Genomic DNA, 19,833 nt, shown 5'->3' with positions numbered 1-19,833 from the left:
GTGCTCTGGGGCCTGGATCTTCATATGGCGGACGGCGAGTTTGTGGCCCTCATCGGCGCCAACGGCGCCGGCAAGACCACGCTGTTGCGCACGATCTCAGGGCTGATCCGCCCGACCGGCGGAACGATCCGGTTCCGCGGGGCCGAGATCGCAGGGCGGCGGCCGGCCGAGATCGTTGCGCGCGGCATCGCCCATGTGCCCGAGGCACGCGAGCTGTTCCCGATGATGACCGTGCAGGACAACCTAGATCTCGGGGCGTTCGCCCGGCCGGCGGCCTGGGCGCGCGCGGAGCAGACCCTGGCAGAGGTCTACCGGTTGTTCCCGCGGCTGGCCGACCGACGGTCGCAGATCGCCGGCACGCTGTCGGGCGGGGAGCAGCAGATGGTCGCGATCGCGCGGGCGTTGATGAGCCGGCCCGAGGTGCTGCTCGTGGACGAGCCGAGCCACGGGTTGAGCCCGCTCATGGTGCAGGCCGTTTTCGCGGCCCTGCGAGAGGTCAGCCAGAGCGGGGTCTCGGTGCTGCTCATCGAACAGAACGTCCGACAGAGTCTTCGCCTGGCTGGCCGGGCGTACGTGATGGAGAACGGCCGGATCGTCCTCCAGGGCACAGGACGCGACCTGCTCGACAGCCCGCACGTCAAGGAGGCGTACCTGCGGCTCTAGCCGGCAGGCGGCATGGGTACTCTCGAGGCGGATTTTCTCCACGGGAAGGCCGCGGTCGTCACCGGCGCGGCCAGCGGCATCGGGCGCGCCGTCGCGCAGGGCCTGGCCCGCGCCGGCGCGTCGGTCTGCATAGCCGACCTTGATGCGGCGCAGGGCCGGCAGGCAGCCGAGGCCATCGTGGCCACAGGGGGCATCGCGCGTTTCGTGCGCACGGACGTCGCCCGGTCCGACGATGTGCGCGCCATGGTGGAAGCGGCCGCAGCCGCCTTCGGGGGACTGGACATTCTGGTCAACAACGCCGGGCTGCAGTACGTGGCGCCGATCGTGGACTATCCCGAGGACAAGTGGGACCTGCTGATAGGCGTGCTGCTGCGCGGCACGTTTCTGTGCACCAAGTACGCGCTGCCGCACATGATCCGCCGGCGCTGGGGCCGGATCGTCAACATCGCCTCGGCGCACGGCCTGGTGGCCTCGCCGTTCAAGTCGGCCTACGTGTCTGCCAAGCACGGCGTGGTGGGTTTCACCAAGGTCGCCGCCTGGGAGGTGGCCGAGCACGGTGTAACCGTGAACGCGATCTGCCCGGGCTACGTGCGTACTCCGCTGGTGGAAGGCCAGATCGCGGATCAGGCCCGGGTGCACGGGATCCCTGAGGCCGACGTCGTGGAGCGCATCATGCTTGGGACCCACGCGGTCAGGCGCATGATCGAGCCCGATGAGGTTGCCGCGATGGTGGTGTATCTGTGCTCGGATGCAGCGGCCATGGTCACGGGGGCAGCACTGACGATGGACGCGGGTTGGACCGCGCGATGAGTTTCGCCCCAGGGCAGAAGGCCTCCGTTACAAGAACCGTCACCGAGGCCGACGTCGAGGCGTACGCCCACCTGACCGGAGACCACAACCCGCTGCACATGGACCCCGAGTTCGCATCCGCCAGCCGGTTCGGGGGACGGATCGCCCACGGCATGCTGACCGCCGGATTGATCTCGGCGGTCCTGGGCATGTACCTGCCCGGCCCTGGCGGCATCTACCTCAGCCAGACGCTCACCTTCCTCAAACCGGTCCGCATCGGTGATACAATCACGGCGACCGCCGAGGTCGTCGCCTACGACGCCGAACGGCGGCGTCTTCGGCTCCGGACGTCCTGCGTCAACCAGCGCGACGAGGTGGTGCTGGACGGCGAGGCCGTGCTCCTGGTCGAGGCGACTCAACGCGGCTCCTGAGCCCGGCGTCAAACTAAGAAGAGTCTTGCATCCGGAGGACCGGAGTGAAGCGTATCGTCGTCATTGTGGTTGTGGCGGCCATCATCGCCGGCGGGGCCTGGATCTACCGCGGCCGCGCGGCCCTGAGGCCAGTTGATGAAGGACCCCGCACCGCGCGGGTAACGCGCGGCAGCCTTACCCACAGTGTATCGTCCACCGGAACGCTGAAGCCGTACTCGCAGGTGGAGGTCCGGTCTCGCGCCACCGGCACCGTTGTCGAGGTGCACGTGCAGGAAGGCGACCGGGTGTCCAGGGGCCAGCTGCTCGTGGTCATTGACGACCGCGATGCCCGAGCCGAGCACGAGACCCGAACCGCGCAGCTTGCCTCGGCGCAGGCCCGGCTCGAGCAGGCCCGCAGCCAGCTGGGTCTGACCCGCGCGCAGACGCGGACGCGCGTGGCCGAGGCCGAGGCCTCGTTGGCCACCGCGCGGGCGCGCCTCGCACAGGTAGTGGCCGGCTCGCGACCCGAGCAGCTCGATCAGGCGCGAGAAGCCCTGCGGCAGGCCGAGCTCTCCGCGGAACTGGCGCGCGCGAACCTGGCCAGAACGCGCGACCTGTTCGCCGACGGCCTGGTCTCCCGTGCGCAGCTGGATCAGGTGCAGAACCAGCACGACGTGGCCCAGGCCCAGCTCAGGTCCGCGCAGGCGCGCCTGCGGGAGATCACCGCTGGCAGCCGGCCCGAGGAGATCGAGGTGGCCGGCGCCCAGGTTCGGCAGGCCGAGGCGGCGCTGGCGCAGGCCAGGGCCGCGTTGCTGCAGGTGGACGTGCAGGCCGCGGACGTGGCGGCGGCCGATGCCCAGGTGCGCAACGTCCGAGCGCAACTGGCACAGGCGCGCGACCGGCTGGGCGAGACGCGGATTCTGGCCCCGATCGCAGGGATCGTTGCGCGACAGCTCGTGCAGGTGGGACAGAGCGTGATCGGCGGCACCGGAGCCGGCGGCACGCTCGTGATGGTGATTGCCGACGTGCGTGTTGTACAGGCCGAGGTCGGCGTGGACGAATCCGACATAGCGCAGATCGCGCCGGGCCTGGCGGTGCGGGTCACCGCGGATGCGCTGCCGCGGCGCACCTTCAACGGCAAGGTGGCCCGCATCGCGCCCCAGGCCTCGGTCGTCCAGAACGTGACCCAGTACCAGGTCATGGTAGAGGTTGAAGACCCAGGAGGGGACCTGCGTCTGGGAATGACCCTGGATGCCGAGTTCGTCATCACCGAGAGGCAGGGCGTGCTACTTGTGCCCGCGGAGGCGGTGCGCGGTCAGGATGCAAAGGTGCTCATCATCATCGAGAATGGCAAGCTCATCCCGGTAGTGGTCGAGACCGGGGCCAGCGACGGCCGGCAGGTGGAGATCGTGCGCGGCGTCGAGCAGGGGCAGACGGTCTACCTCGGGCCTTCGCGCCGCCAGGGCGGCAACGCCACGCGGACGCAGCCGGCCAGCCCGTTCATGCCGGTTCGTCCGCCGGCGAGGCGCTAGCGCCTTCCCCGATGTCGCTGATTCAGGTCAGGAACGTCGATAAGATCTACCGCATGGACGGGGTGGAGGTCCACGCGCTGCGCGGCATCTCGCTGGCGATCGAGCCCGGCGAGTTCGTGGCCATCATGGGACCCAGCGGATCGGGCAAGTCCACCTGCATGAACATCCTGGGATGCCTGGACCGGCCTACCGCAGGCACCTATCTGCTGGACGGGACCGACGTGACCACGCTGGGCGACGAGGCGCTGGCCCGGTTGCGCAACCGGCGGCTGGGCTTCGTGTTCCAGTCGTTCAACCTACTGCCGCGTACGCCTGCGATCGAGAACGTAGAGCTGCCGCTGGTGTATGCTGGCGTTCCGGACCGACGTGCCCGCGCGCGCGCGGCGCTCGATTCGGTGGGCCTGGGCGCGCGGGCCGGGCACCTGCCCACACAGCTCTCAGGAGGCGAACAGCAGCGCGTCGCCATTGCCAGGGCGCTGGTCAACTCCCCTGCAATCATCCTGGCGGACGAGCCGACCGGCAACCTCGACTCCTCCACCGCGGGCGAGATCATGGGTGTGCTCGATCGGCTCTCGCAGCAGGGGATCACGGTAATCCTGGTTACCCACGAGGCCGACATCGCGGCGCACGCCCGGCGGCACGTTCTGTTCCGGGACGGCCACATCGTGGGCGATGTTCCGGTGCGGTTGCGTACCGTGGTCGCACGGGGGCCGGTGCAGCCATGACGCTTGGGGCAAGCTTCCGGATCGCGGTGCGCGCGATGGCGGCGAACCCTCTGCGCTCGCTCCTGACGGCGCTGGGCGTGATCATTGGGGTCGGCGCTGTGATCGCCATGGTCGCGATCGGCCAGGGTGCCCGCCGTGCGGTCACCGATCAGGTGCAGGCCCTGGGCAGCAACCTGCTGACGGTCTTCGCCGGGCAGGCGCAGATCGCCCGGATCGTCCGGGGCGATCCAGTACAGACGCTGAACATCGAGGACGCCGAGGAGATCCGCAAGACGACCCCCGGCGTGACCGGCGTCAGCGCCGAGTACTCGAGGCAGGCACAGGTGGTCTTTCGGGCCGAGAACGTGATCAGCCAGATCTCGGGCGTTACCCCGGAGTTCCAGGAGGTGCGCAACTTCCGGCCTGCACGGGGGGAGTTCTTCACCGAGCAGGAGATGCGTAGCCGGGCCAAGGTTGCCGTGGTGGGGAAGACCGTCGCCGACCGGCTCTTCCCCGACACCGAGCCCATAGGGCAGCGCATCAAGATCCGCGGGATCACCTTCACCGTGATCGGCGTCATGGAGGAGAAGGGCGCTACCTCATTCACCGACCGCGACGACATTGTATTCGTCCCACTTGCGACCGCGCAGCGCCGCCTCTTCGGCGTGACGCACGTTCGGACCATCCACGTGCAGGTGGCCTCGGCCGAGGAGATGCCAGCCGCGCAGGAGGCGCTCACGGAGCTGCTGCGCCAGCGCCACCGCCTAGCTCCCCACCAGGAGAACGACTTCACGGTGCGCAGCCAGGCAGACATCCTGCAGACGTTCACGAGCGTATCCCAGACGATGACCGTGCTGCTGGGCGGAATCGCCGCGGTCTCGCTGGTCGTGGGCGGTATTGGTATCATGAACATCATGCTCGTCTCGGTGACAGAGCGGACGCGCGAGATCGGGATCCGCATGGCTGTAGGCGCGCGCCGCCGCGATATCATGCTGCAGTTCTTGGTCGAGTCGGTGGCACTCAGCGTGGGCGGCGGGTTGATCGGCATCGGCGTAGGCGTCATGGGATCACAGTTGATCAGCCGGTTCGCGGGATGGGCCACGCTGCTGTCGCTGCAGGCGGTGCTGCTGGCTTTCGCGTTCGCGGTCGCGGTGGGCGTGTTCTTTGGGCTCTACCCAGCGCAGCGCGCGGCCAGGCTGGATCCGATCGTAGCGCTGCGCCACGAGTAGGAACGGCCGCGCGCAGTCAGCCGGCGGCGATTTGGGAGGGTACGAGGCGATGAAGCGGCTCTGGGTGTGGTTTGGGGTGACGGCAGCAGTTGTTGTGGTAGTTGGGGCAGGTTTCTACTACTACGCCCGGAGCCGGCCGGCCGCCCAGCCCCAGCGGCCGCGCGACCCCGGGTTTCTGGTTATACTGTCAATCCGAACCCTGGAGCGCGAGCCCGAGACCCGGCTCTCCCGGGAACAGATCGCCAAGGTCCTACCGTTGATCAAGGCGTTGAAGGATGTGCCGCTATCGGACGTGGAGGCCTCAATGGCGATCGTGCGCGCCGTCGGCGAGGTCTTCACGGCGGAGCAGCGCGCGGCTCTGGAGGAGGCCAGGATGCAGTTCCGGGAACGCGCGCGGGCTCAGGGAGTCCCAGGAGGGCAGGGAGCCGGTGGAGCGGCCCTCGGTCCGGGTCTCGGCCCGGCAGGGGCCGGTGCCGGAGCGGACCTGACCGACGAGGAACGCGCGCAGCGCCGCGCCAGGACCTTTGAGAGGATGATTCGGTACCTGGAACGACGAATGAAGTCCTGAGACCCAGGCAGTCGTGTAGGAGGATTAGATGCGCCACCTCGCGCTTCCAATCGCATTCATTCTACTTTCTCTGTCGAGCGGCCCGGCCCTGGCCCAGACGCCCCTGCCCCGCCCGTCTTCGCTGGCCGAACTGATCGTTGCGGCCGATCAGCGCAACCCGTCCATCGCGGCCGCGCGCCAGGCGATCGCCGTTGCCGAAGCCAGGGTCGCGCTGGCCCGCGCCGGCCGGGGCCCTACGGTGACCGCGTCGGGCACCGCGGCGACGGCCGGTGGCGGAACTCCCACCACGACCCCGTCCTTCTCGAGCTCCACTTCGATCTCTGTCTCGTACCTGCTCTACGACAGCGGTCAGATCGGCCACGCCGTGCGGCAGGCGGAGGCGAACCTCAAAGCCGCACGCCTGGTACTAGAGGCCGTGCGCCAGGACGTGGCCAACGGGGTGGCCCAGGCCTACGTGAACCTTCTGCGCGCCGAGCGCACTGTGGGGCTGCGCGAGCAGGTGATTGCCCAGAGCCGCGAGGCGCTGCGCCTGGCCGAGGGACAGTTCAGGGCCGGCGTGGTGCCCAGGTCCGACGTGGTGCGTGCGCAGGCAGGGCTGGCCGCTTCCGAAGGAGAGTTGCTGGTTGCCCGCAACGCGGTGGACCAGGCCAAGGCATCGCTGAACGTCGTCCTCGGCCAGGCGCCGCCATCGCCCGTGGCGGTTGTGCCCGCGCCCCCAGTCCCTGTGCTGACCATCACGCCTGCGGGCCTGCCCGCGCTCACGGAGGAGCGCCCGGAGATTCGCCGGGCGCTGGCCGAGATCGAGGCCGCGGAGGCGGCCCTGGCCCTTGCCCAGGCAAGCGGCGGCCTGCGGATGACCCTCGACGGCCGGGGTACGCACGCCTTCGCGCCCTCCACGCAGACTATATACTCGATCGGCACCACGATCAGCTTTCCGCTTTCGGATGCAGGCCGCGTGGATGCCCAGGTCGCTGAGGCAACCGCAACCCTGGCGTCGGCGCGCGAGCGCATCCAGACAACACGCCTGACGGTGCAGCAGCAAGGGCTCGTCGCGTATCTGGCAATACTCGACGCACGGGCGCGCACAGCGAGCGCCCGCGCAGGGCTTGCGTTCGCACAGGAGTCGCTGCGGCTGGCACAGGGAAGGTACGCCGCCGGGGCCGGGCCTTTCCTGGAGGTGGTGGACGCGCAGACGGCGCTGGTGTCGGCCGAGGTGACGCTGGCCCGGGCCGAGTTCGACGAACTGGCGGCGGTGCTGTCGCTAAGGTACGCACTTGGGCGATCGCTGGTGGACGGGGCGATCTAGGGCATGCGGATGCGTCACCGGCTCCTGCCGATTCTGCTGGCCCTGATCCTGGCGGTCGGGGTTCCGGTTGCTCCTGCCCGTGCCCAACCCGCAGACATCGGTGTCGGGCTCTTCCTCGAGAGCTACCGTACCCTCAGGGAAGAGAGCCTGTTCCTGCCTTCCCCGGAGACCTTGCTGCGCGGCGCCGATGCCGGGCTGCGCGGCCTGCTACGCGAGGAGGGCCAGAACCCTGCTTCGCTGGGCGCGCTTACGGTCACCGGGGACGAGCGGGGCGACCTCGAGCAGTTACTGCACCGGATAGCGCAGGTACAGATGCTCGCCCGTGCCCGGCCGATCGCCGTCGTCTACGCGGCGATCTCGGGCATGGTGGCCGCGCTGGGTGATCCCAACAGCGCCTTCTTCTCGCCGGATGCCCTCGTCCAGCTCAACAACCGGATCCGCGGGGAGGAGTTCGTCGGCATCGGCATCGTCATCGAGGAGCGGGCCGGACAGGTTGTAGTCACCGAGGTGCTGGAGGAGTCACCCGCGATCGAGTCCGGGCTACGTGCCGGCGACGTCATTCTGTCGGTGGACGGTGTTCCGGCCGTGGGTCTCTCACTCGAGCGGGTGAGCCAGATGATACGCGGTGCTGAGGGCTCGGAGGTCTCTCTGACGATCCAGCGCCTCGGGGTCACGGCACCGATTCTCGTTACCCTGGTCCGGCGCCGCATCGCGCAGCGCGTGGTGGCGACCACCGTGCTGGCTTCCGGAATCGGCTACCTGCGGATTACGCAGTTCAACCAGGCGTCGTCCGAGGCAGTTGCAGTCGGGCTGCGCGGGCTCCTCGAGCAGGGCGCCAAGGGGCTGGTGCTCGACCTGCGGGGCAACCCCGGTGGCCTGTTGGACGCCGCGGTGAACGTCGCCAGCCACTTCCTGGAACGCGGGGTCGTGGTAACCCTGGAGTCCGGCCGCGGAGATGCGACCACGTACACAGTCCGTCCGCGCGATCCCAGGCACAACGGGCCGCTCGTGGTGCTGGTGGATCGCGGGAGCGCCAGCGCCTCGGAGGTGGTGGCAGGGGCGCTGCAGGATGCTGGCGTCAAGCTGGTGGGCACGCGGACCTACGGCAAGGCCACGGTTCAGGCGGTCTACCGCCTGCGCGACGGCAGCGGGCTGCGGCTGACCGTGTCGCGGTACCTGACGCCGCTGGGTCGCAACATCGAGGGCCGCGGGCTCACCCCGGACGTGGAGGTTGCCACCGGGGGAGCACTGATCGGAAGCCCTGGCGACGCACCGCTGAACCGTGCGGTGGCAATGCTTCAGCAGTCGGCCTCACTGGTGGGTGTGGCGTCCCGCTAGACCGATTCCCGATCCTCAAAGGAGGCGCCGTGACGATCTACGGTGAGATCCACCGCAGCACATACTACGACTCCGTGGCGCTGATGCTGGCACAGCGCGAGGCGCGCGACCTGCCCGGTGTGGAGGAGGTCGGCGTCGTCATGGCGACCGACGCGAACAAGGAGATCCTTCGCGCCGGAGGGCTGGAGTTCCCAGGGCTCGAAGGCGCAAGGGCGGACGATCTGGCGATTGTTGCGAGGGCGGCGACGGAGGCGGGGGCGCAGGCGGCAACTGCGTTCGCGGTCCAGGCGCTCACCCGCCGCCGGGTGTCAGCGACGGGTGATGCCTACCGGCCCAAGACGGTGTCCTCGGCGGCGCGTGCGCTTCCCGAGGCCACGATCGCCCTGATCTCGGTCCCCGGGCGGTTCGCGCATTCGGTGGCGCGCGAGGCCCTGGATGCCGGCCTGCACGTCCTCCTGTTCTCGGACAACGTCCCAATCGAGCACGAGATCGCCCTGAAGGCGCAGAGCCGCGAGCAGGGACTGCTCATGATGGGTCCGGACTGCGGAACGGCGATCATAGGCGGCGCCGCGCTCGGCTTTGCCAATCGGGTCCGCGCAGGGCGCATAGGCCTGGTCGGCGCGGCCGGCACCGGGCTGCAGGAGGTTACATCGCTGATCCACCGGCTCGGCGGCGGGATCACGCACGCTATCGGCACGGGCGGGCGCGATCTCTCCTCGGCCGTTGGCGGGGTAACCATGCTGGCGGGCCTGCGGGCACTGGACCTCGACCCCGGCACCGACGTGATCGTGCTCGTGAGCAAGCCGCCGGCGCCTGAGGTGGCTGGGGGGATCCTCGCCGCTGCCGCCGTCTGCAGCAAGCCGGTCGTCGCCGCCTTTGTCGGGGCCACGGTGGAACCCGCCGGAGCGGTGCAGGGCGCCGCGACCCTCGAGGAGGCAGCGTGCCGCGCGGTGCAACTGGCCCGCGGCACCGAGGCCTCGCTCCCGCCCAGCCGATCGCTGCCCGAAGGCGAGGCCAGACGGCTCTCCGCTGAGCAGCGGTACCTGCGCGGCCTCTACAGCGGCGGAACCCTCTGCTACGAGGCGCTGGTGCTGCTGCGGCCGTACCTGGGCGCCGTCTACTCGAACTCGCCCGCGGATCCCGCAGAGGCGCTTGAGCCGGTGACGCGCAGCCGGGAGCACACCGTGATTGACATGGGTGGAGATGAGTTCACGCAGGGCCGCCTTCACCCAATGCTCGATCCCACCCTGCGGCTGGCGCGCCTGCGCCAGGAGGCCGCCGATCCAGAGACCGCAATCGTGCTGCTGGACGTGGTTCTGGGCTACGCCGCCCACCCGGATCCCGCCGGCGCGCTCGCACCGGTAGTCAGGGAGGTCCGCGAGCAGGCGTCCCGTGAGGGGCGGCACCTGGCCGTCGTGGGTTCGGTGTGCGGCACCGACGATGATCCGCAGGGCGCCGGCGCGCAACGCGCGGCGCTGGTCGAGGCAGGGGTGCTGGTCGAGGAGAGCAACGCGCAGGCGGTCCGCCTGGCGCGACTGATCACAGAGGCGCGCGGCGCGCAGAAAGCCCGCCCATCGCAGAAGATCGTTGCCGCATCCGCGGCAGCGCCGGCATGGCCCGAGATCGGGCCGATCAGCGCGCTGCTTGGGAGGCGGCCCGCGGTCATCAACGTCGGGCTGGAGTTGTTTGCCGAAAGCCTCCAGGCCCAGGGTGTGCCGGTGGTCTCCGTGGACTGGCAACCACCGGCCGGGGGGAAGCAGCACCTGCTGGATCTGCTGGACAAACTGGAGGGATAGTGCCGTGGACATCAACGCCGCGAATCAGGAGGCACTCGGCCGAATCCTTGCCGCGCAACCGGTTCTGATGGGTGTTGGCCGCGCGCTCGATCTCATACCGGGGATGGCGCCGGATCTGATTCTTCACGCGGGACCGCCCATCACCTGGGAACGCATGTCAGGCCCGCTGCGCGGCGCGATCATCGGCGGGCTGATCCTCGAGGGCCGCGCGGACACCGAGGCAGAGGCGGTGGCGTTGGTGGAGCGGGGTGAGGTCCGCTTTGAACCGTGCCATCACCACGCCGCGGTGGGGCCGATGGCCGGCGTGACGACCGCCTCAATGCCCGTCTACATCATTGAGAACCGCGCAGGGGGCAATCGGGCGTACTCCAACTTCAACGAGGGCTACGGCAAGGTGCTGCGCTACGGCGCCTACAGCGAGGAGGTCCTGGCGCGGCTGCGCTGGATCAACGGGGTCCTGGCGCCGGCGGTCGGCGAAGCCCTGCAGCGCGCCGGCGGGCTCGACGTGAAGGCCCTGATCGCGCAGCAACTCACCATGGGCGACGAGGGCCACAACCGCAACCGGGCGGGATCGGCTACGTTCGGCCGTCTGCTCGCGCCGCACCTCGCCCGCGTCGGCCTCGCTCCCGAAACGCTGGAGCAGGTGCTGCGCTACTTCGCCGACAACGATCTGGCGGTGCTCAACCCGGTCATGGCCGCGTGCAAGGCCACCATGGACGCCGCGCATGGGATCGCCGGCAGCACGGTCGTTACGTGCATGGCGCGCAACGGCACCGACTTCGGCATCCGGGTCTCAGGCCTGGGCGACCGCTGGTTCACCGCCCCGGCCGCGGTGCCGGTTGGGCTGTACTTCCCCGGGTTCTCCTCCGCCGATGCCAACCCTGATATCGGAGACTCGACGATCACCGAGACCGCGGGCATCGGCGCGTTCGCCATGGCCGCGGCGCCTGCCATAGTGAAGTTCGTGGGCGGGACCCCGGCAGAAGCAGCCGCCGCGACCCTGGAGATGTACGAGATCACCGTCGGCGAGAACCCGGCCTTCGGCCTGCCGCCGCTGGACTTCCGCGGCACCCCAACCGGGATTGATATCCGCAAGGTGGTGCGCACCGGCATTACCCCCCGCATCAACACCGGGATAGCGCACAGGATGCCGGGCGTCGGCCAGGTCGGTGCCGGGCTGGTGCGGCCGCCCATGGCCTGCTTCGAGCAGGCCCTGGAGGCGATGGCCGAAATGGCGAAGTAGCCGGTCGAATCTGCCGGAGGTGTCACGAGATGAAGATCGAGGCCAAGCTTGCCGAGATGGGACTGGAGCTTCCCAGCGCGCCCAGGCCCGTCGCGAACTACGTCCGCACGGTGCGCGCGGGGAACCTGCTGTTCGTAGCAGGGCACGGTCCCTTCCGCGATGGGAAGATGCAGTTCCTGGGCAAGGTCGGTCAGGATCTGCCGGTGGAGGAAGGCTACCAGGCCGCCCGGCTGGTGGCGCTCAACTGCCTGGCCTCGGTGAAGGAGGCGCTGGGCGATCTCGACCGCGTGAAGCGGGTGGTGAAGCTGCTGGGCATGGTCAACTGCGCGCCGGAGTTTGGGCAGCAGCCCGAGGTCATAAACGGCGCCTCAGACCTGCTGGTGGATCTGTACGGGGATGCCGGGCGCCACGCCCGGTCGGCGGTCGGGATGAACGCGCTGCCGCGCGGGATCGCGGTTGAGATCGAGATGGTCCTGGAGGTAGAGTAGGGACCGGCGGGCCGCTAGGCGTCCTAGGCGGCCCACCCATCATCTGCCAGACACCGCGAATTCCCCCGGGGTGTGCCGATGTTCGAGTTAGGGTTCCGGCTGTCCGTCAAGAACCCTCGTATCAACGCTTGCCCTGAATTAGCATATTTGCTAATCTCTTCTTGCCACTTCACTCGGGAGGAGCATTGTGAAATGGACGGTGGAGTACGGTCCAGATGTGGGCAGGCCACATGTGGCTCCTGTGGGCCAAGGCATCTGGGAGATGCGGGCAGTGGGGAGCGATAGGCGAATGCTCTGCTCCGTGGCCCGGGGACACAGATTCGTCGTCCTACACGGACTGGCGAGCGCGAAGCGCCGCGAGGTGACACGAGTGAGGCGCGTACGGAAGGTGTCTCCCAGCGTAGGCTGGCGGCACTGGTTTGAGAGGGAGCTAGGCAGCTCGGGGTTTAGGGATGCATTCGAGCGACTGGCTCCGGAGTACGAGATCGCCCGGCAGTTGATTGAACTGCGCAGGCGGTGCGGATTGACGCAGCGGGAAGCCGCTGCCTCGGCCGGGATGTCGCCGCCCGAGCTCGCGAAGATTGAAAGAGGCAAGGTGCTGCCTGGGTTGGAAAAGATGGCGCAGGTGTACGGGGCAGTAGGATACGATCTGGAAGTCCGTCCGGTAACCAGGTCAGGCAGGCCGGCAAAGGGCGTCAGGCCTGTCCGCATCAGGAGCGGCCAGCGCCTCGCGGAGCCGGTCATCCGCATGGCCGCTGAAGGGGACTAACCTGACCCCTGGTGTAGGGCTGGTCATGGCAGAAATGTGACCGCCTCCGGGTTCCCGCGCAGGATGACCTCAGACCGCGCCGGTGTCGTCCGCGCCACCACACGGCCGCGCGAGATGACCGCCACCCGCGGGGCAATGCGCCGCACGGCGTCCTCGGGCGTCGGCGCGTCCCACACCACCAGGTCGGCCTGGCGGTCCTCGACCAGCCCGTACTCGTCCAGCCCGAAGCAGGCGGCCGCGCGCGTGGTGACCATCTCGAGGAGGGTGCGCACCTCCTCATATCCCGACATCTGCCCGTAGTGCGCCATCACGAAGCATGCCTGCATGGGATCGCCGGTACCAAGCGGGTACCAGGGATCCATGATCGAATCGTGTCCAATGCACACGTTGATGCCGGCGGCCAGCAGTTCTTTGACCCGCGTGAATCCGCGCCGGATTGGGTAGGCATCGAACCGGCCCTGCAGGACCGAGTTGTCGAGGGGGTTGGTGACGATGTGCACGCCTGCCTGCCGCATCCAACGGATCAAGCGGTGAGCATAGGCGTTGTTGTATGAGTGCATCGCGGTGGCGTGGCCGGCCGTCACGCGGCCCTGCAGGCCCAACCGGATGGTCTCGGCCGCCACCACCTCGAGGAACCGGCTCTGGTCGTCGTCGGTCTCGTCGCAGTGCAGGTCCGCCCGTAGGCCCCGCTCCGCGGCCAGGCGCAGCGCGGTCTTGACGGCACGCTCGCCGTACTCGCGCGTCCACTCACAGTGTGGGATGCCCCCGACAACGTCTGCCCCCTGATCCAGCGCCCGGACCAGCAGCGCCTCGCCGTCGGGGAACGAGTAGATGCCCTGCTGCGGAAAGGCCACTACGTGAATCGTGACCACGCCCTGCCAGGCATCGCGGACCTCTAGCAGTGCCCTGAGAGCCATTAGCGTCGGATCGCACACGTCCACGTGCGTGCGGATGTGGGTGACGCCACTGGCCAGCATCCAACGAATGGCCTGATTCGCCCGGCGGATCACATCCTCGCGCGTGAGCGTCTTGACCCTCTCGCCCCAGATCTCGATCCCCTCGAACAGCGAGCCGGTGAGGTTGTGGCGGGGCTGGCCCACGGTGAGCACGGCGTCGAGATGGACGTGTGTCTCGACCAGAGAGGGAGTGACCATGCGCCCGGCGGCATCAATCTCGTTGGGCGAAGTCTCCGCGATCGCGGGGCCGATCCGCGCGATCCGCTCACCGCGGACGCCGATGTCCACGGGCTGCGCCGCGCCCGCGACCGTTGCCTGCCTGATTATGAGATCCAAAGCCCTCACCTCGAGAACTCCTTCCCGCGGCAGCGCCGTTTCCCTTCAGATCCAGGCAGGTCACCAGCAGGCATGGCGCCGGCACTGCCGAAGAGTCTCTCGACGGACGGACAAGCACCCGACGGAGGTGGACCGATGAAGCCGTTTGATCTGTCAAGCGCACGCGTCCTGGATCTCTCGCAGAACTTCAGCGTGGACTCGCCGCCCTTTGCCTACTACGAAGGCCCTACGATCAAGTGGGTCAAGAAGATGGCCTTCGAGGGCGTGAACGCACAGCACATCAGCAGCACGAACCACATCGCCACGCACCTCGACGCGCCGCTGCACTTCAACGACCCAGGGCCGGACGTGGCAGGGATCCCGATCGGCACACTGGTGGGCCCGGCGTGCATAGTGGACCTGGCGCAGTTCGGGATTGGCGACTACGACATCTACGGCCCGAAGCACTTCGAGCAGTGGGAGAAGAAGTACAACACCAAGATCGAACGCGGCGACATCCTGGTCATTCACACCGGCTACCACGCCTACTACAACGAGGACTGGTCGCCGGCGACCAAGGCAACCCACCCCGATGCCCGGCCCGACCTGCCCCGGTCGTTCCTGCGCCATCCCGGCCCGCAGGCCGAGTTCTGCGATTGGGTACTCGATCGCGGGATCCGCTGGATGGCCGTTGACGCCATCTCGACAGATCACCCGTTCAACACCAAGGTGCGTGACGCCCGACGCGACCTGGTCCCCGAGGTTGAGGCCAAGATCGGCATGACGATGGACCAGGCGTTCCCCTGGCCGAAGGACTACCAGGCCACGCACACCCGGCTATTCCCCAAGGGCGTATTCCACATCGAGAACGTGGGCGGGGACATTGACCTGATCCTCAACCAGCGCGTCTGGGTGGGCTGCTTCCCGTTCCGGTTCAAGGGCGGCGAGGCGGCGTTCTGCCGTTTCGTGGGGTTTGTGGAAGCGTAGAAGACGGCGCGGGCGCCCGCTGCGGATGAAGACTCCCCTGGAAGGCCTCCTGGTCGTTGACCTGACCCGGGCGCTGGCCGGGCCGTACTGCACCCTGATGCTGGGCGATTTCGGCGCCCGCGTGATCAAGATCGAGGTCCCCACCGGAGGAGACGACACGCGAGGGTGGGGACCTCCGTTCATCGCCGGTGAAAGCGCCTACTTCATGGGCATCAACCGCAACAAGGAGAGTCTCACACTCGACCTCAAGACGCCCGAGGGTCAACAGGTGCTGGGCCGGCTCATCACGCGGGCGGACGTGCTGGTGGAGAACTTCCGACCGGGCATAATGGAGCGCCTGGGATTGGCCTATCCCGCCGTGCGCGCCCTGAACCCCGGTCTTGTCTACTGCTCCATCTCGGGATTCGGGCAGGACGGTCCCTACCGCGAGCGCACGGCCTACGACCTCATCCTCCAGGGGATGGGAGGGCTGATGGGCATCACGGGTGAGGAGGGCGGGCCGCCTGTGAAGGTTGGGGTCGCCGTGACCGACATCGCCGCCGGCATGTTTGCGGCCTACGGGATCCTGGCGGCGCTGCGCGTGCGCGACCGAACCGGAGCGGGTCAACTGGTGGACGTTTCCATGTTGGACGGCCAGGTGGCGTGGATGACCTACCAGGCCGGCCACTTCTTCGCCACCGACGAGAACCCGAAGCGCCTGGGCAGCGCGCACCCGTCCATCGTTCCCTACCAGGCGTTTCGGACGCGGGACGGGTACGTTAACGTAGCCGTGGGCAGCGAGGCGATCTGGGGCCGGTTTGTGGTTGCGGTGGGGGCTCCGGAGATGGCGGACGATCCCCGGTTTCGCGCCAATCCGGACCGCGTAGCGCACCGCGACGCGCTGATCGTACGCCTGGAGGAGCTCTTCGCCGCGCGCGCGACGGCCGACTGGGTGGCCGGGCTCGAGGAGGCCGGGGTGCCCTGCGGCCCCATCTACCTGCTCTCGGACCTCTTTGCCGACCCGCAGGTGCGTCACAGAATAATGGTGGTGGAGATGGATCACCCGCGGGCCGGTCGGATCAGGCAGACAGGCGTTCCGGTGAAGCTCTCGGCGACCCCGGGCCGCATCGTTTCCCCGCCGCCGGTGCTGGGAGAGCACACGGCCGCGATCCTGGCGGAACTCGGCTACGACGCCGAGACGGTTCGGGGCATGCGCCGCGCCGGCGCGATCTAGAATCTCCAGCCCAGAGAGGACACACCATGGCTGAGACCGAACGTTGTCCGGAATGTCAGACCGAGACCGCTCTAGGCACGTTGCGGTCTTCCCTGTGGCTTTGCCCCTCGTGCGGGTGGCACCTCTCCATGCCGGCCCGCGACCGGATCGAAGCCCTGGCCGATCCGCGGACGTTCAAGGAACTCGCCCGCGGACTGGTGTCGGTGGACCCGCTCAAGTTCACGGATCAGCGCGCCTACCGGGCGCGGCTGCTCGATGCCCGCAAGCAGACCGGATTGCGCGAGGCGGTCGTGACCGGCGTTGCCCGGATAGACGGGCTGCCGGTGGTCCTCGCCGTTTTCGACTTCACCTTTCTCGGCGGGACGATGGGCTCGGTGGTGGGGGAGAAGATTGCCGACGCGTTCGAGGTCGCCACACGGCGTCGCTGGCCCGTGGTTTCGGTCACGTCCAGCGGCGGCGCCCGTATGCAGGAGGGGATGCTTTCCCTGATGCAGATGGCCAAGACCGCGGCGGCGCGCGGGCGCCATCACGCCGCCGGACTGGCCCACATCTCGGTGCTCGCCCACCCCACGTTTGGGGGCGTGGCCGCGAGCTTCGCCTCCCTGGGCGACGTGCTGGTGGCTGAGCCCGGGGCGCAGATCGGGTTCATCGGGCCACGCGTCATCGAGGCAACGATCGGCGAGACCCTGCCGCCGGGGTCGCACCGCGCCGAGCGGCTCTTCGCCGGAGGCATGGTGGACATGCTGGTTGACCGGCGCGCCCTGCGCGAGGCGGTCTCGTGCCTGGTCCACCACCTGCGGCGGCCTCCGCCTGCGCGCCGGGCCGCGGGCCGGCTGCCTGCCCGCGCAACAAAGCCGGCATCGGACCGGCCGGCCTGGGAGATCGTCCAGGTCGCACGACGGCCGGATCGCCCTACCGCGCTGCTCTACATACGGCGCCTGCTCTCCCGATTCGTCGAGCTACACGGAGACCGCCAGTTCGGGGACGACCCGGCTGTCGTAGGCGGGCTGGGCGAACTCGACGGTCAGGCCGTGGTCGTGATCGGCCAGGAACGCGGTGCCACCCCACAGGAGGCGTCTGCGCGCCGCCGGGGCATGGCCTATCCCGAGGGCTACCGCGAGGCGCTGCGCCTCATGAACCTGGCCGCCAAGTTCCGCCTGCCGCTGGTGACCCTGATTGACACCCCTGGCGCCTATCCGGGGTACGAAGCCGAACAGCGGGGGATCGCGCAGGCGCTGGCCCACGACCTGCAGGCGATGGCGCTCCTGCCCACGCCCGTGGTGGCGGTGGTGATCGGCGAAGGCGGCAGCGGCGGCGCGCTCGCGCTGGCGGTGGGCGACCGGGTCATGATGCTGGAGAACGCGTACTTCTCGGTCATCTCGCCCGAGGGCGCAGCCGCCATACTCTATCGGGATGTCTCGCGCGCCGAGGACCTCGCGGCCGCGCTCAAGCTGACGGCGCCCGACCTGCTGAGACTAGGCGTGATTGACGAGATCGTGCCCGAACCGCCCGGCGGCGCGCACGCCGATCCCGATGCTGCGGCTGAATCCGTGCGCCGGCATCTTCGCGCGGCGCTGGATGCCCTGGGCCACCAGTCCGCGGACAGGTTATTGCGCCGGCGCTACCACAAGTACCGGCAGATCGGGCGCGTGGGCGCCTACTGGCGAGAGGTGGTGGTGGGAGAGGTGCAGGATGCCCTGGAGATGCTGGAGCGCAGGTTGCCGCGGCGCAGGGAGGCCGGGCGCCAGGCCCCGGCATCACCAGCGGCCGAGGGGTAGATCAGCAGGGAACTCCTGCGCGGCGTCGAACGCATGCACGATTCCAGGGCAATTACACCGAAGGCGCACGTGTGGCTTCTTCGATTCCTGTTCGATTCCTGACGGAAAGGGGGTGGAGAGGAAAGTCGGAATGGGCGGATTCTGACCACGAAGGGAGGCGAATGGATGGCAGCTGAAGTGCGAAGAGGGGATCTCATCTACAGCATTGACGACATCCCCCGCCCGTTTGGCAGAGCCTTCTTCCTGGGTGTACAGCACGTCCTGACCATGTTTGGGGCCACCGTGTCGGTCCCGCTGCTCCTGGGGCCGGCGATGGGGCTCAACCAGGCCCAGATCGCGACCCTTGTCGGGTCGGTCATGCTAGCCTCCGGCGTCGTCACCCTGCTTCAGGTACACTGGGGATCCCGCCTGCCCATCGTGCAGGGGGTCTCGTTCTCCTTCCTCGGCCCGTTCTTCGCCATAATAGGCCAGTACAAGGGGCCAGCCGCGATGCAGTACATCGCCGGCGCCATAATAACAGGCAGCTTCGTTGAGATGGCGGTGGGCCACTTCCGCTGGATCGGCAAGCTGCGCCGGTTCATCAGCCCCGTGGTCATCGGCCCGGTCATCATGCTGATCGGCCTGGCCCTGTTCAAGGTCGGCGCCCCCAAGGCGGGCGCGTACTGGCCGATCGCGGCGCTGGTGATCATTTGTATCTTCTGGTTCTCGCAGTTCCTCTCGCGGGCCAGTCTTGTGTTCCGGCTGTTTCCCATCCTGCTGGCCGTGCTTGCAGGCTGGGTAGTGTCGTACTTCTTCAGCTCGATAGGGACGTTTGCCCCGGACCACCCCGCCTATGTGAGTCTCCAGGTCGTGCGGGAGTCGAAGTGGTTCCGCCCGCCGTGGGGCGAAGGCACGGGGTGGATCCTGCCGTGGGGACTCCCTAAGTTCAGCCTGGCATTCTTCCTGGCGATCCTGGCCAGCTATCTCGCCTCGATGATCGAGTCGTTTGGGGACTACCACTCGGTCTCGTACATGAGCCGGCTCTCCGATCCCAGCGAGGACACGATCAACAAGGGGATCCGGGCCGAGGGCGTAGGCTGCTTCTTCACCGGGCTGTTCGGTGGGTTCGCCAGCACCAGCTACTCCGAGAACATCGGGCTGATCGGGATAACGAGGGTCGCCAGCCGCTACGTTGTGACAATAGGAGCCTTCGTCCTGATCTTCCTGGGTATCTTCGGCAAGTTCGGGGCGCTGGCAGCGACGCTCCCCGGGCCTGTCGTGGGCGCGATGTACTGCGCGCTCTTCGGGCTCATCGCGGCGATCGGCGTCCAGCAGGTTGCAAGGGCCGATCTTCGCAGCGACCGGAATCTGCTCATCATCGGGTTCTCCCTCTTCATGGGCCTGAGCCTCCCGGCGTACTTCACAGGTGTTCCAGAGTTCGGCATCGCTGCCAAGAAGGTGGTCATCGCCGGGGCTCCCTGGCTCGCGGAGATGATCAACATCATTGGCTCTACCGGCATGGCGGTGGCCGCGATATTCGGGCTGCTGCTGGACAACATCCTGCCGGGGACACCCGAGGAGCGCGGGATCAGGAGTTAGACGGGCAGGCCTTTACTGCTGCCCGTTCGAAGGGTGAGGCGGCCGCCGGATGGCGGCCGCCTCGTCTATGTGGCATTCGGGCTGCAAGGAAAGGACCGGCTGCCGGCGGCGAAGAAGGAGTCCGCTGCGCCCGGAGATCGGTGCATAGGACACGGCACAGGTGGGGTGATC

General features: G+C 68.3%; 18 protein-coding genes. 17 read left to right on the top strand and 1 reads right to left on the bottom strand.

What is annotated here, in order from left to right; translation table 11 throughout:
• Positions 1-24 precede the first annotated feature (24 nt).
• The 13 genes from FJX73_08220 to FJX73_08160 all read left to right on the top strand — a co-directional run bounded on the left by FJX73_08220 (position 25) and on the right by FJX73_08160 (position 12,835).
• The gene (locus FJX73_08220) at positions 25-663 is read left to right on the top strand and encodes an ABC transporter ATP-binding protein (GenBank protein ID MBM3470759.1); all 639 of its coding nucleotides are present in this window, start codon (positions 25-27) and stop codon (positions 661-663) included.
• A 12-nt stretch (positions 664-675) separates the two neighbouring features.
• Positions 676-1,473, top strand: coding sequence for a 3-hydroxybutyrate dehydrogenase (locus FJX73_08215; GenBank protein ID MBM3470758.1), 798 nt, complete (start codon positions 676-678; stop codon positions 1,471-1,473).
• Positions 1,470-1,883, top strand: a complete 414-nt coding sequence (locus tag FJX73_08210; GenBank protein MBM3470757.1) for a MaoC family dehydratase — start codon at positions 1,470-1,472, stop codon at positions 1,881-1,883. The genes FJX73_08215 and FJX73_08210 overlap by 4 nt, the downstream gene beginning before the upstream one ends.
• Before the next feature lie 44 nt (positions 1,884-1,927).
• Positions 1,928-3,394 carry an efflux RND transporter periplasmic adaptor subunit gene (locus FJX73_08205; GenBank protein ID MBM3470756.1) on the top strand — a complete coding sequence of 489 codons (1,467 nt, stop codon included), beginning with the start codon at positions 1,928-1,930 and terminating at the stop codon, positions 3,392-3,394.
• 11 nt (positions 3,395-3,405) lie between these two features.
• Positions 3,406-4,119 (top strand): ABC transporter ATP-binding protein, encoded by a 714-nt coding sequence (locus tag FJX73_08200; GenBank protein ID MBM3470755.1) that lies wholly within the window; start codon positions 3,406-3,408, stop codon positions 4,117-4,119.
• The gene (locus FJX73_08195) at positions 4,116-5,327 is read left to right on the top strand and encodes an FtsX-like permease family protein (GenBank protein ID MBM3470754.1); all 1,212 of its coding nucleotides are present in this window, start codon (positions 4,116-4,118) and stop codon (positions 5,325-5,327) included. The genes FJX73_08200 and FJX73_08195 overlap by 4 nt, the downstream gene beginning before the upstream one ends.
• Positions 5,328-5,376: 49 nt before the next feature.
• The gene (locus FJX73_08190; protein MBM3470753.1) at positions 5,377-5,895 is read left to right on the top strand and encodes a hypothetical protein; all 519 of its coding nucleotides are present in this window, start codon (positions 5,377-5,379) and stop codon (positions 5,893-5,895) included.
• Positions 5,896-5,923: 28 nt separating this feature from the next.
• Positions 5,924-7,201 (top strand): TolC family protein, encoded by a 1,278-nt coding sequence (locus tag FJX73_08185; protein ID MBM3470752.1) that lies wholly within the window; start codon positions 5,924-5,926, stop codon positions 7,199-7,201.
• 3 nt (positions 7,202-7,204) lie between these two features.
• Positions 7,205-8,539, top strand: a complete 1,335-nt coding sequence (locus FJX73_08180; GenBank protein MBM3470751.1) for a S41 family peptidase — start codon at positions 7,205-7,207, stop codon at positions 8,537-8,539.
• Positions 8,540-8,568: 29 nt separating this feature from the next.
• The gene (gene fdrA, locus FJX73_08175; GenBank protein ID MBM3470750.1) at positions 8,569-10,335 is read left to right on the top strand and encodes an acyl-CoA synthetase FdrA; all 1,767 of its coding nucleotides are present in this window, start codon (positions 8,569-8,571) and stop codon (positions 10,333-10,335) included.
• A gap of 67 nt (positions 10,336-10,402) precedes the next feature.
• A complete protein-coding gene (locus tag FJX73_08170) occupies positions 10,403-11,578 on the top strand; it encodes a DUF1116 domain-containing protein (GenBank protein MBM3470749.1) in 1,176 nt (391 codons plus the stop codon).
• A 29-nt stretch (positions 11,579-11,607) separates the two neighbouring features.
• Entirely contained in the window at positions 11,608-12,066 is a 459-nt protein-coding gene (locus tag FJX73_08165; protein MBM3470748.1) for a RidA family protein, read from the top strand.
• 187 nt (positions 12,067-12,253) lie between these two features.
• The gene (locus FJX73_08160) at positions 12,254-12,835 is read left to right on the top strand and encodes an XRE family transcriptional regulator (protein MBM3470747.1); all 582 of its coding nucleotides are present in this window, start codon (positions 12,254-12,256) and stop codon (positions 12,833-12,835) included.
• 23 nt (positions 12,836-12,858) lie between these two features.
• On the opposite strand, the gene codA is transcribed toward FJX73_08160, so the two are convergent.
• The gene (codA, locus tag FJX73_08155) at positions 12,859-14,127 is read right to left on the bottom strand and encodes a cytosine deaminase (protein ID MBM3470746.1); all 1,269 of its coding nucleotides are present in this window, start codon (positions 14,125-14,127) and stop codon (positions 12,859-12,861) included.
• 135 nt (positions 14,128-14,262) lie between these two features.
• Between codA and FJX73_08150 the strand changes: the two genes are divergently transcribed.
• The 4 genes from FJX73_08150 to FJX73_08135 all read left to right on the top strand — a co-directional run bounded on the left by FJX73_08150 (position 14,263) and on the right by FJX73_08135 (position 19,662).
• Entirely contained in the window at positions 14,263-15,093 is an 831-nt protein-coding gene (locus tag FJX73_08150) for a cyclase family protein (GenBank protein ID MBM3470745.1), read from the top strand.
• Positions 15,094-15,118: 25 nt separating this feature from the next.
• Positions 15,119-16,306 carry a CoA transferase gene (locus FJX73_08145; protein MBM3470744.1) on the top strand — a complete coding sequence of 396 codons (1,188 nt, stop codon included), beginning with the start codon at positions 15,119-15,121 and terminating at the stop codon, positions 16,304-16,306.
• A 128-nt stretch (positions 16,307-16,434) separates the two neighbouring features.
• Positions 16,435-18,084, top strand: a complete 1,650-nt coding sequence (locus FJX73_08140) for an acetyl-CoA carboxylase carboxyltransferase subunit alpha (GenBank protein MBM3470743.1) — start codon at positions 16,435-16,437, stop codon at positions 18,082-18,084.
• Between the two features lie 165 nt (positions 18,085-18,249).
• The gene (locus FJX73_08135) at positions 18,250-19,662 is read left to right on the top strand and encodes a xanthine permease (GenBank protein MBM3470742.1); all 1,413 of its coding nucleotides are present in this window, start codon (positions 18,250-18,252) and stop codon (positions 19,660-19,662) included.
• Positions 19,663-19,833 lie beyond the last annotated feature (171 nt).

The sequence above is a fragment of the Armatimonadota bacterium genome (assembly GCA_016869025.1).
Taxonomy (GTDB): domain Bacteria; phylum Sysuimicrobiota; class Sysuimicrobiia; order Sysuimicrobiales; family Humicultoraceae; genus VGFA01.
Note: the sequence above shows the minus strand (reverse complement) of the source record. Positions and strands in the feature narration are given on the sequence as shown.

Coding starts and splice junctions, on each gene's coding strand:
- FJX73_08220 (MBM3470759.1), top strand. CDS start 25: ATGGCGGACGGCGAGTTTGTGGCCCTCATCGGCGCCAACGGCGCCGGC.
- FJX73_08145 (MBM3470744.1), top strand. CDS start 15,119: ATGAAGACTCCCCTGGAAGGCCTCCTGGTCGTTGACCTGACCCGGGCG.
- FJX73_08190 (MBM3470753.1), top strand. CDS start 5,377: ATGAAGCGGCTCTGGGTGTGGTTTGGGGTGACGGCAGCAGTTGTTGTG.
- FJX73_08195 (MBM3470754.1), top strand. CDS start 4,116: ATGACGCTTGGGGCAAGCTTCCGGATCGCGGTGCGCGCGATGGCGGCG.
- FJX73_08165 (MBM3470748.1), top strand. CDS start 11,608: ATGAAGATCGAGGCCAAGCTTGCCGAGATGGGACTGGAGCTTCCCAGC.
- FJX73_08185 (MBM3470752.1), top strand. CDS start 5,924: ATGCGCCACCTCGCGCTTCCAATCGCATTCATTCTACTTTCTCTGTCG.
- FJX73_08170 (MBM3470749.1), top strand. CDS start 10,403: ATGGGTGTTGGCCGCGCGCTCGATCTCATACCGGGGATGGCGCCGGAT.
- FJX73_08210 (MBM3470757.1), top strand. CDS start 1,470: ATGAGTTTCGCCCCAGGGCAGAAGGCCTCCGTTACAAGAACCGTCACC.
- FJX73_08140 (MBM3470743.1), top strand. CDS start 16,435: ATGCCGGCCCGCGACCGGATCGAAGCCCTGGCCGATCCGCGGACGTTC.
- FJX73_08215 (MBM3470758.1), top strand. CDS start 676: ATGGGTACTCTCGAGGCGGATTTTCTCCACGGGAAGGCCGCGGTCGTC.
- FJX73_08200 (MBM3470755.1), top strand. CDS start 3,406: ATGTCGCTGATTCAGGTCAGGAACGTCGATAAGATCTACCGCATGGAC.
- FJX73_08150 (MBM3470745.1), top strand. CDS start 14,263: ATGAAGCCGTTTGATCTGTCAAGCGCACGCGTCCTGGATCTCTCGCAG.
- FJX73_08135 (MBM3470742.1), top strand. CDS start 18,250: ATGGCAGCTGAAGTGCGAAGAGGGGATCTCATCTACAGCATTGACGAC.
- FJX73_08180 (MBM3470751.1), top strand. CDS start 7,205: ATGCGGATGCGTCACCGGCTCCTGCCGATTCTGCTGGCCCTGATCCTG.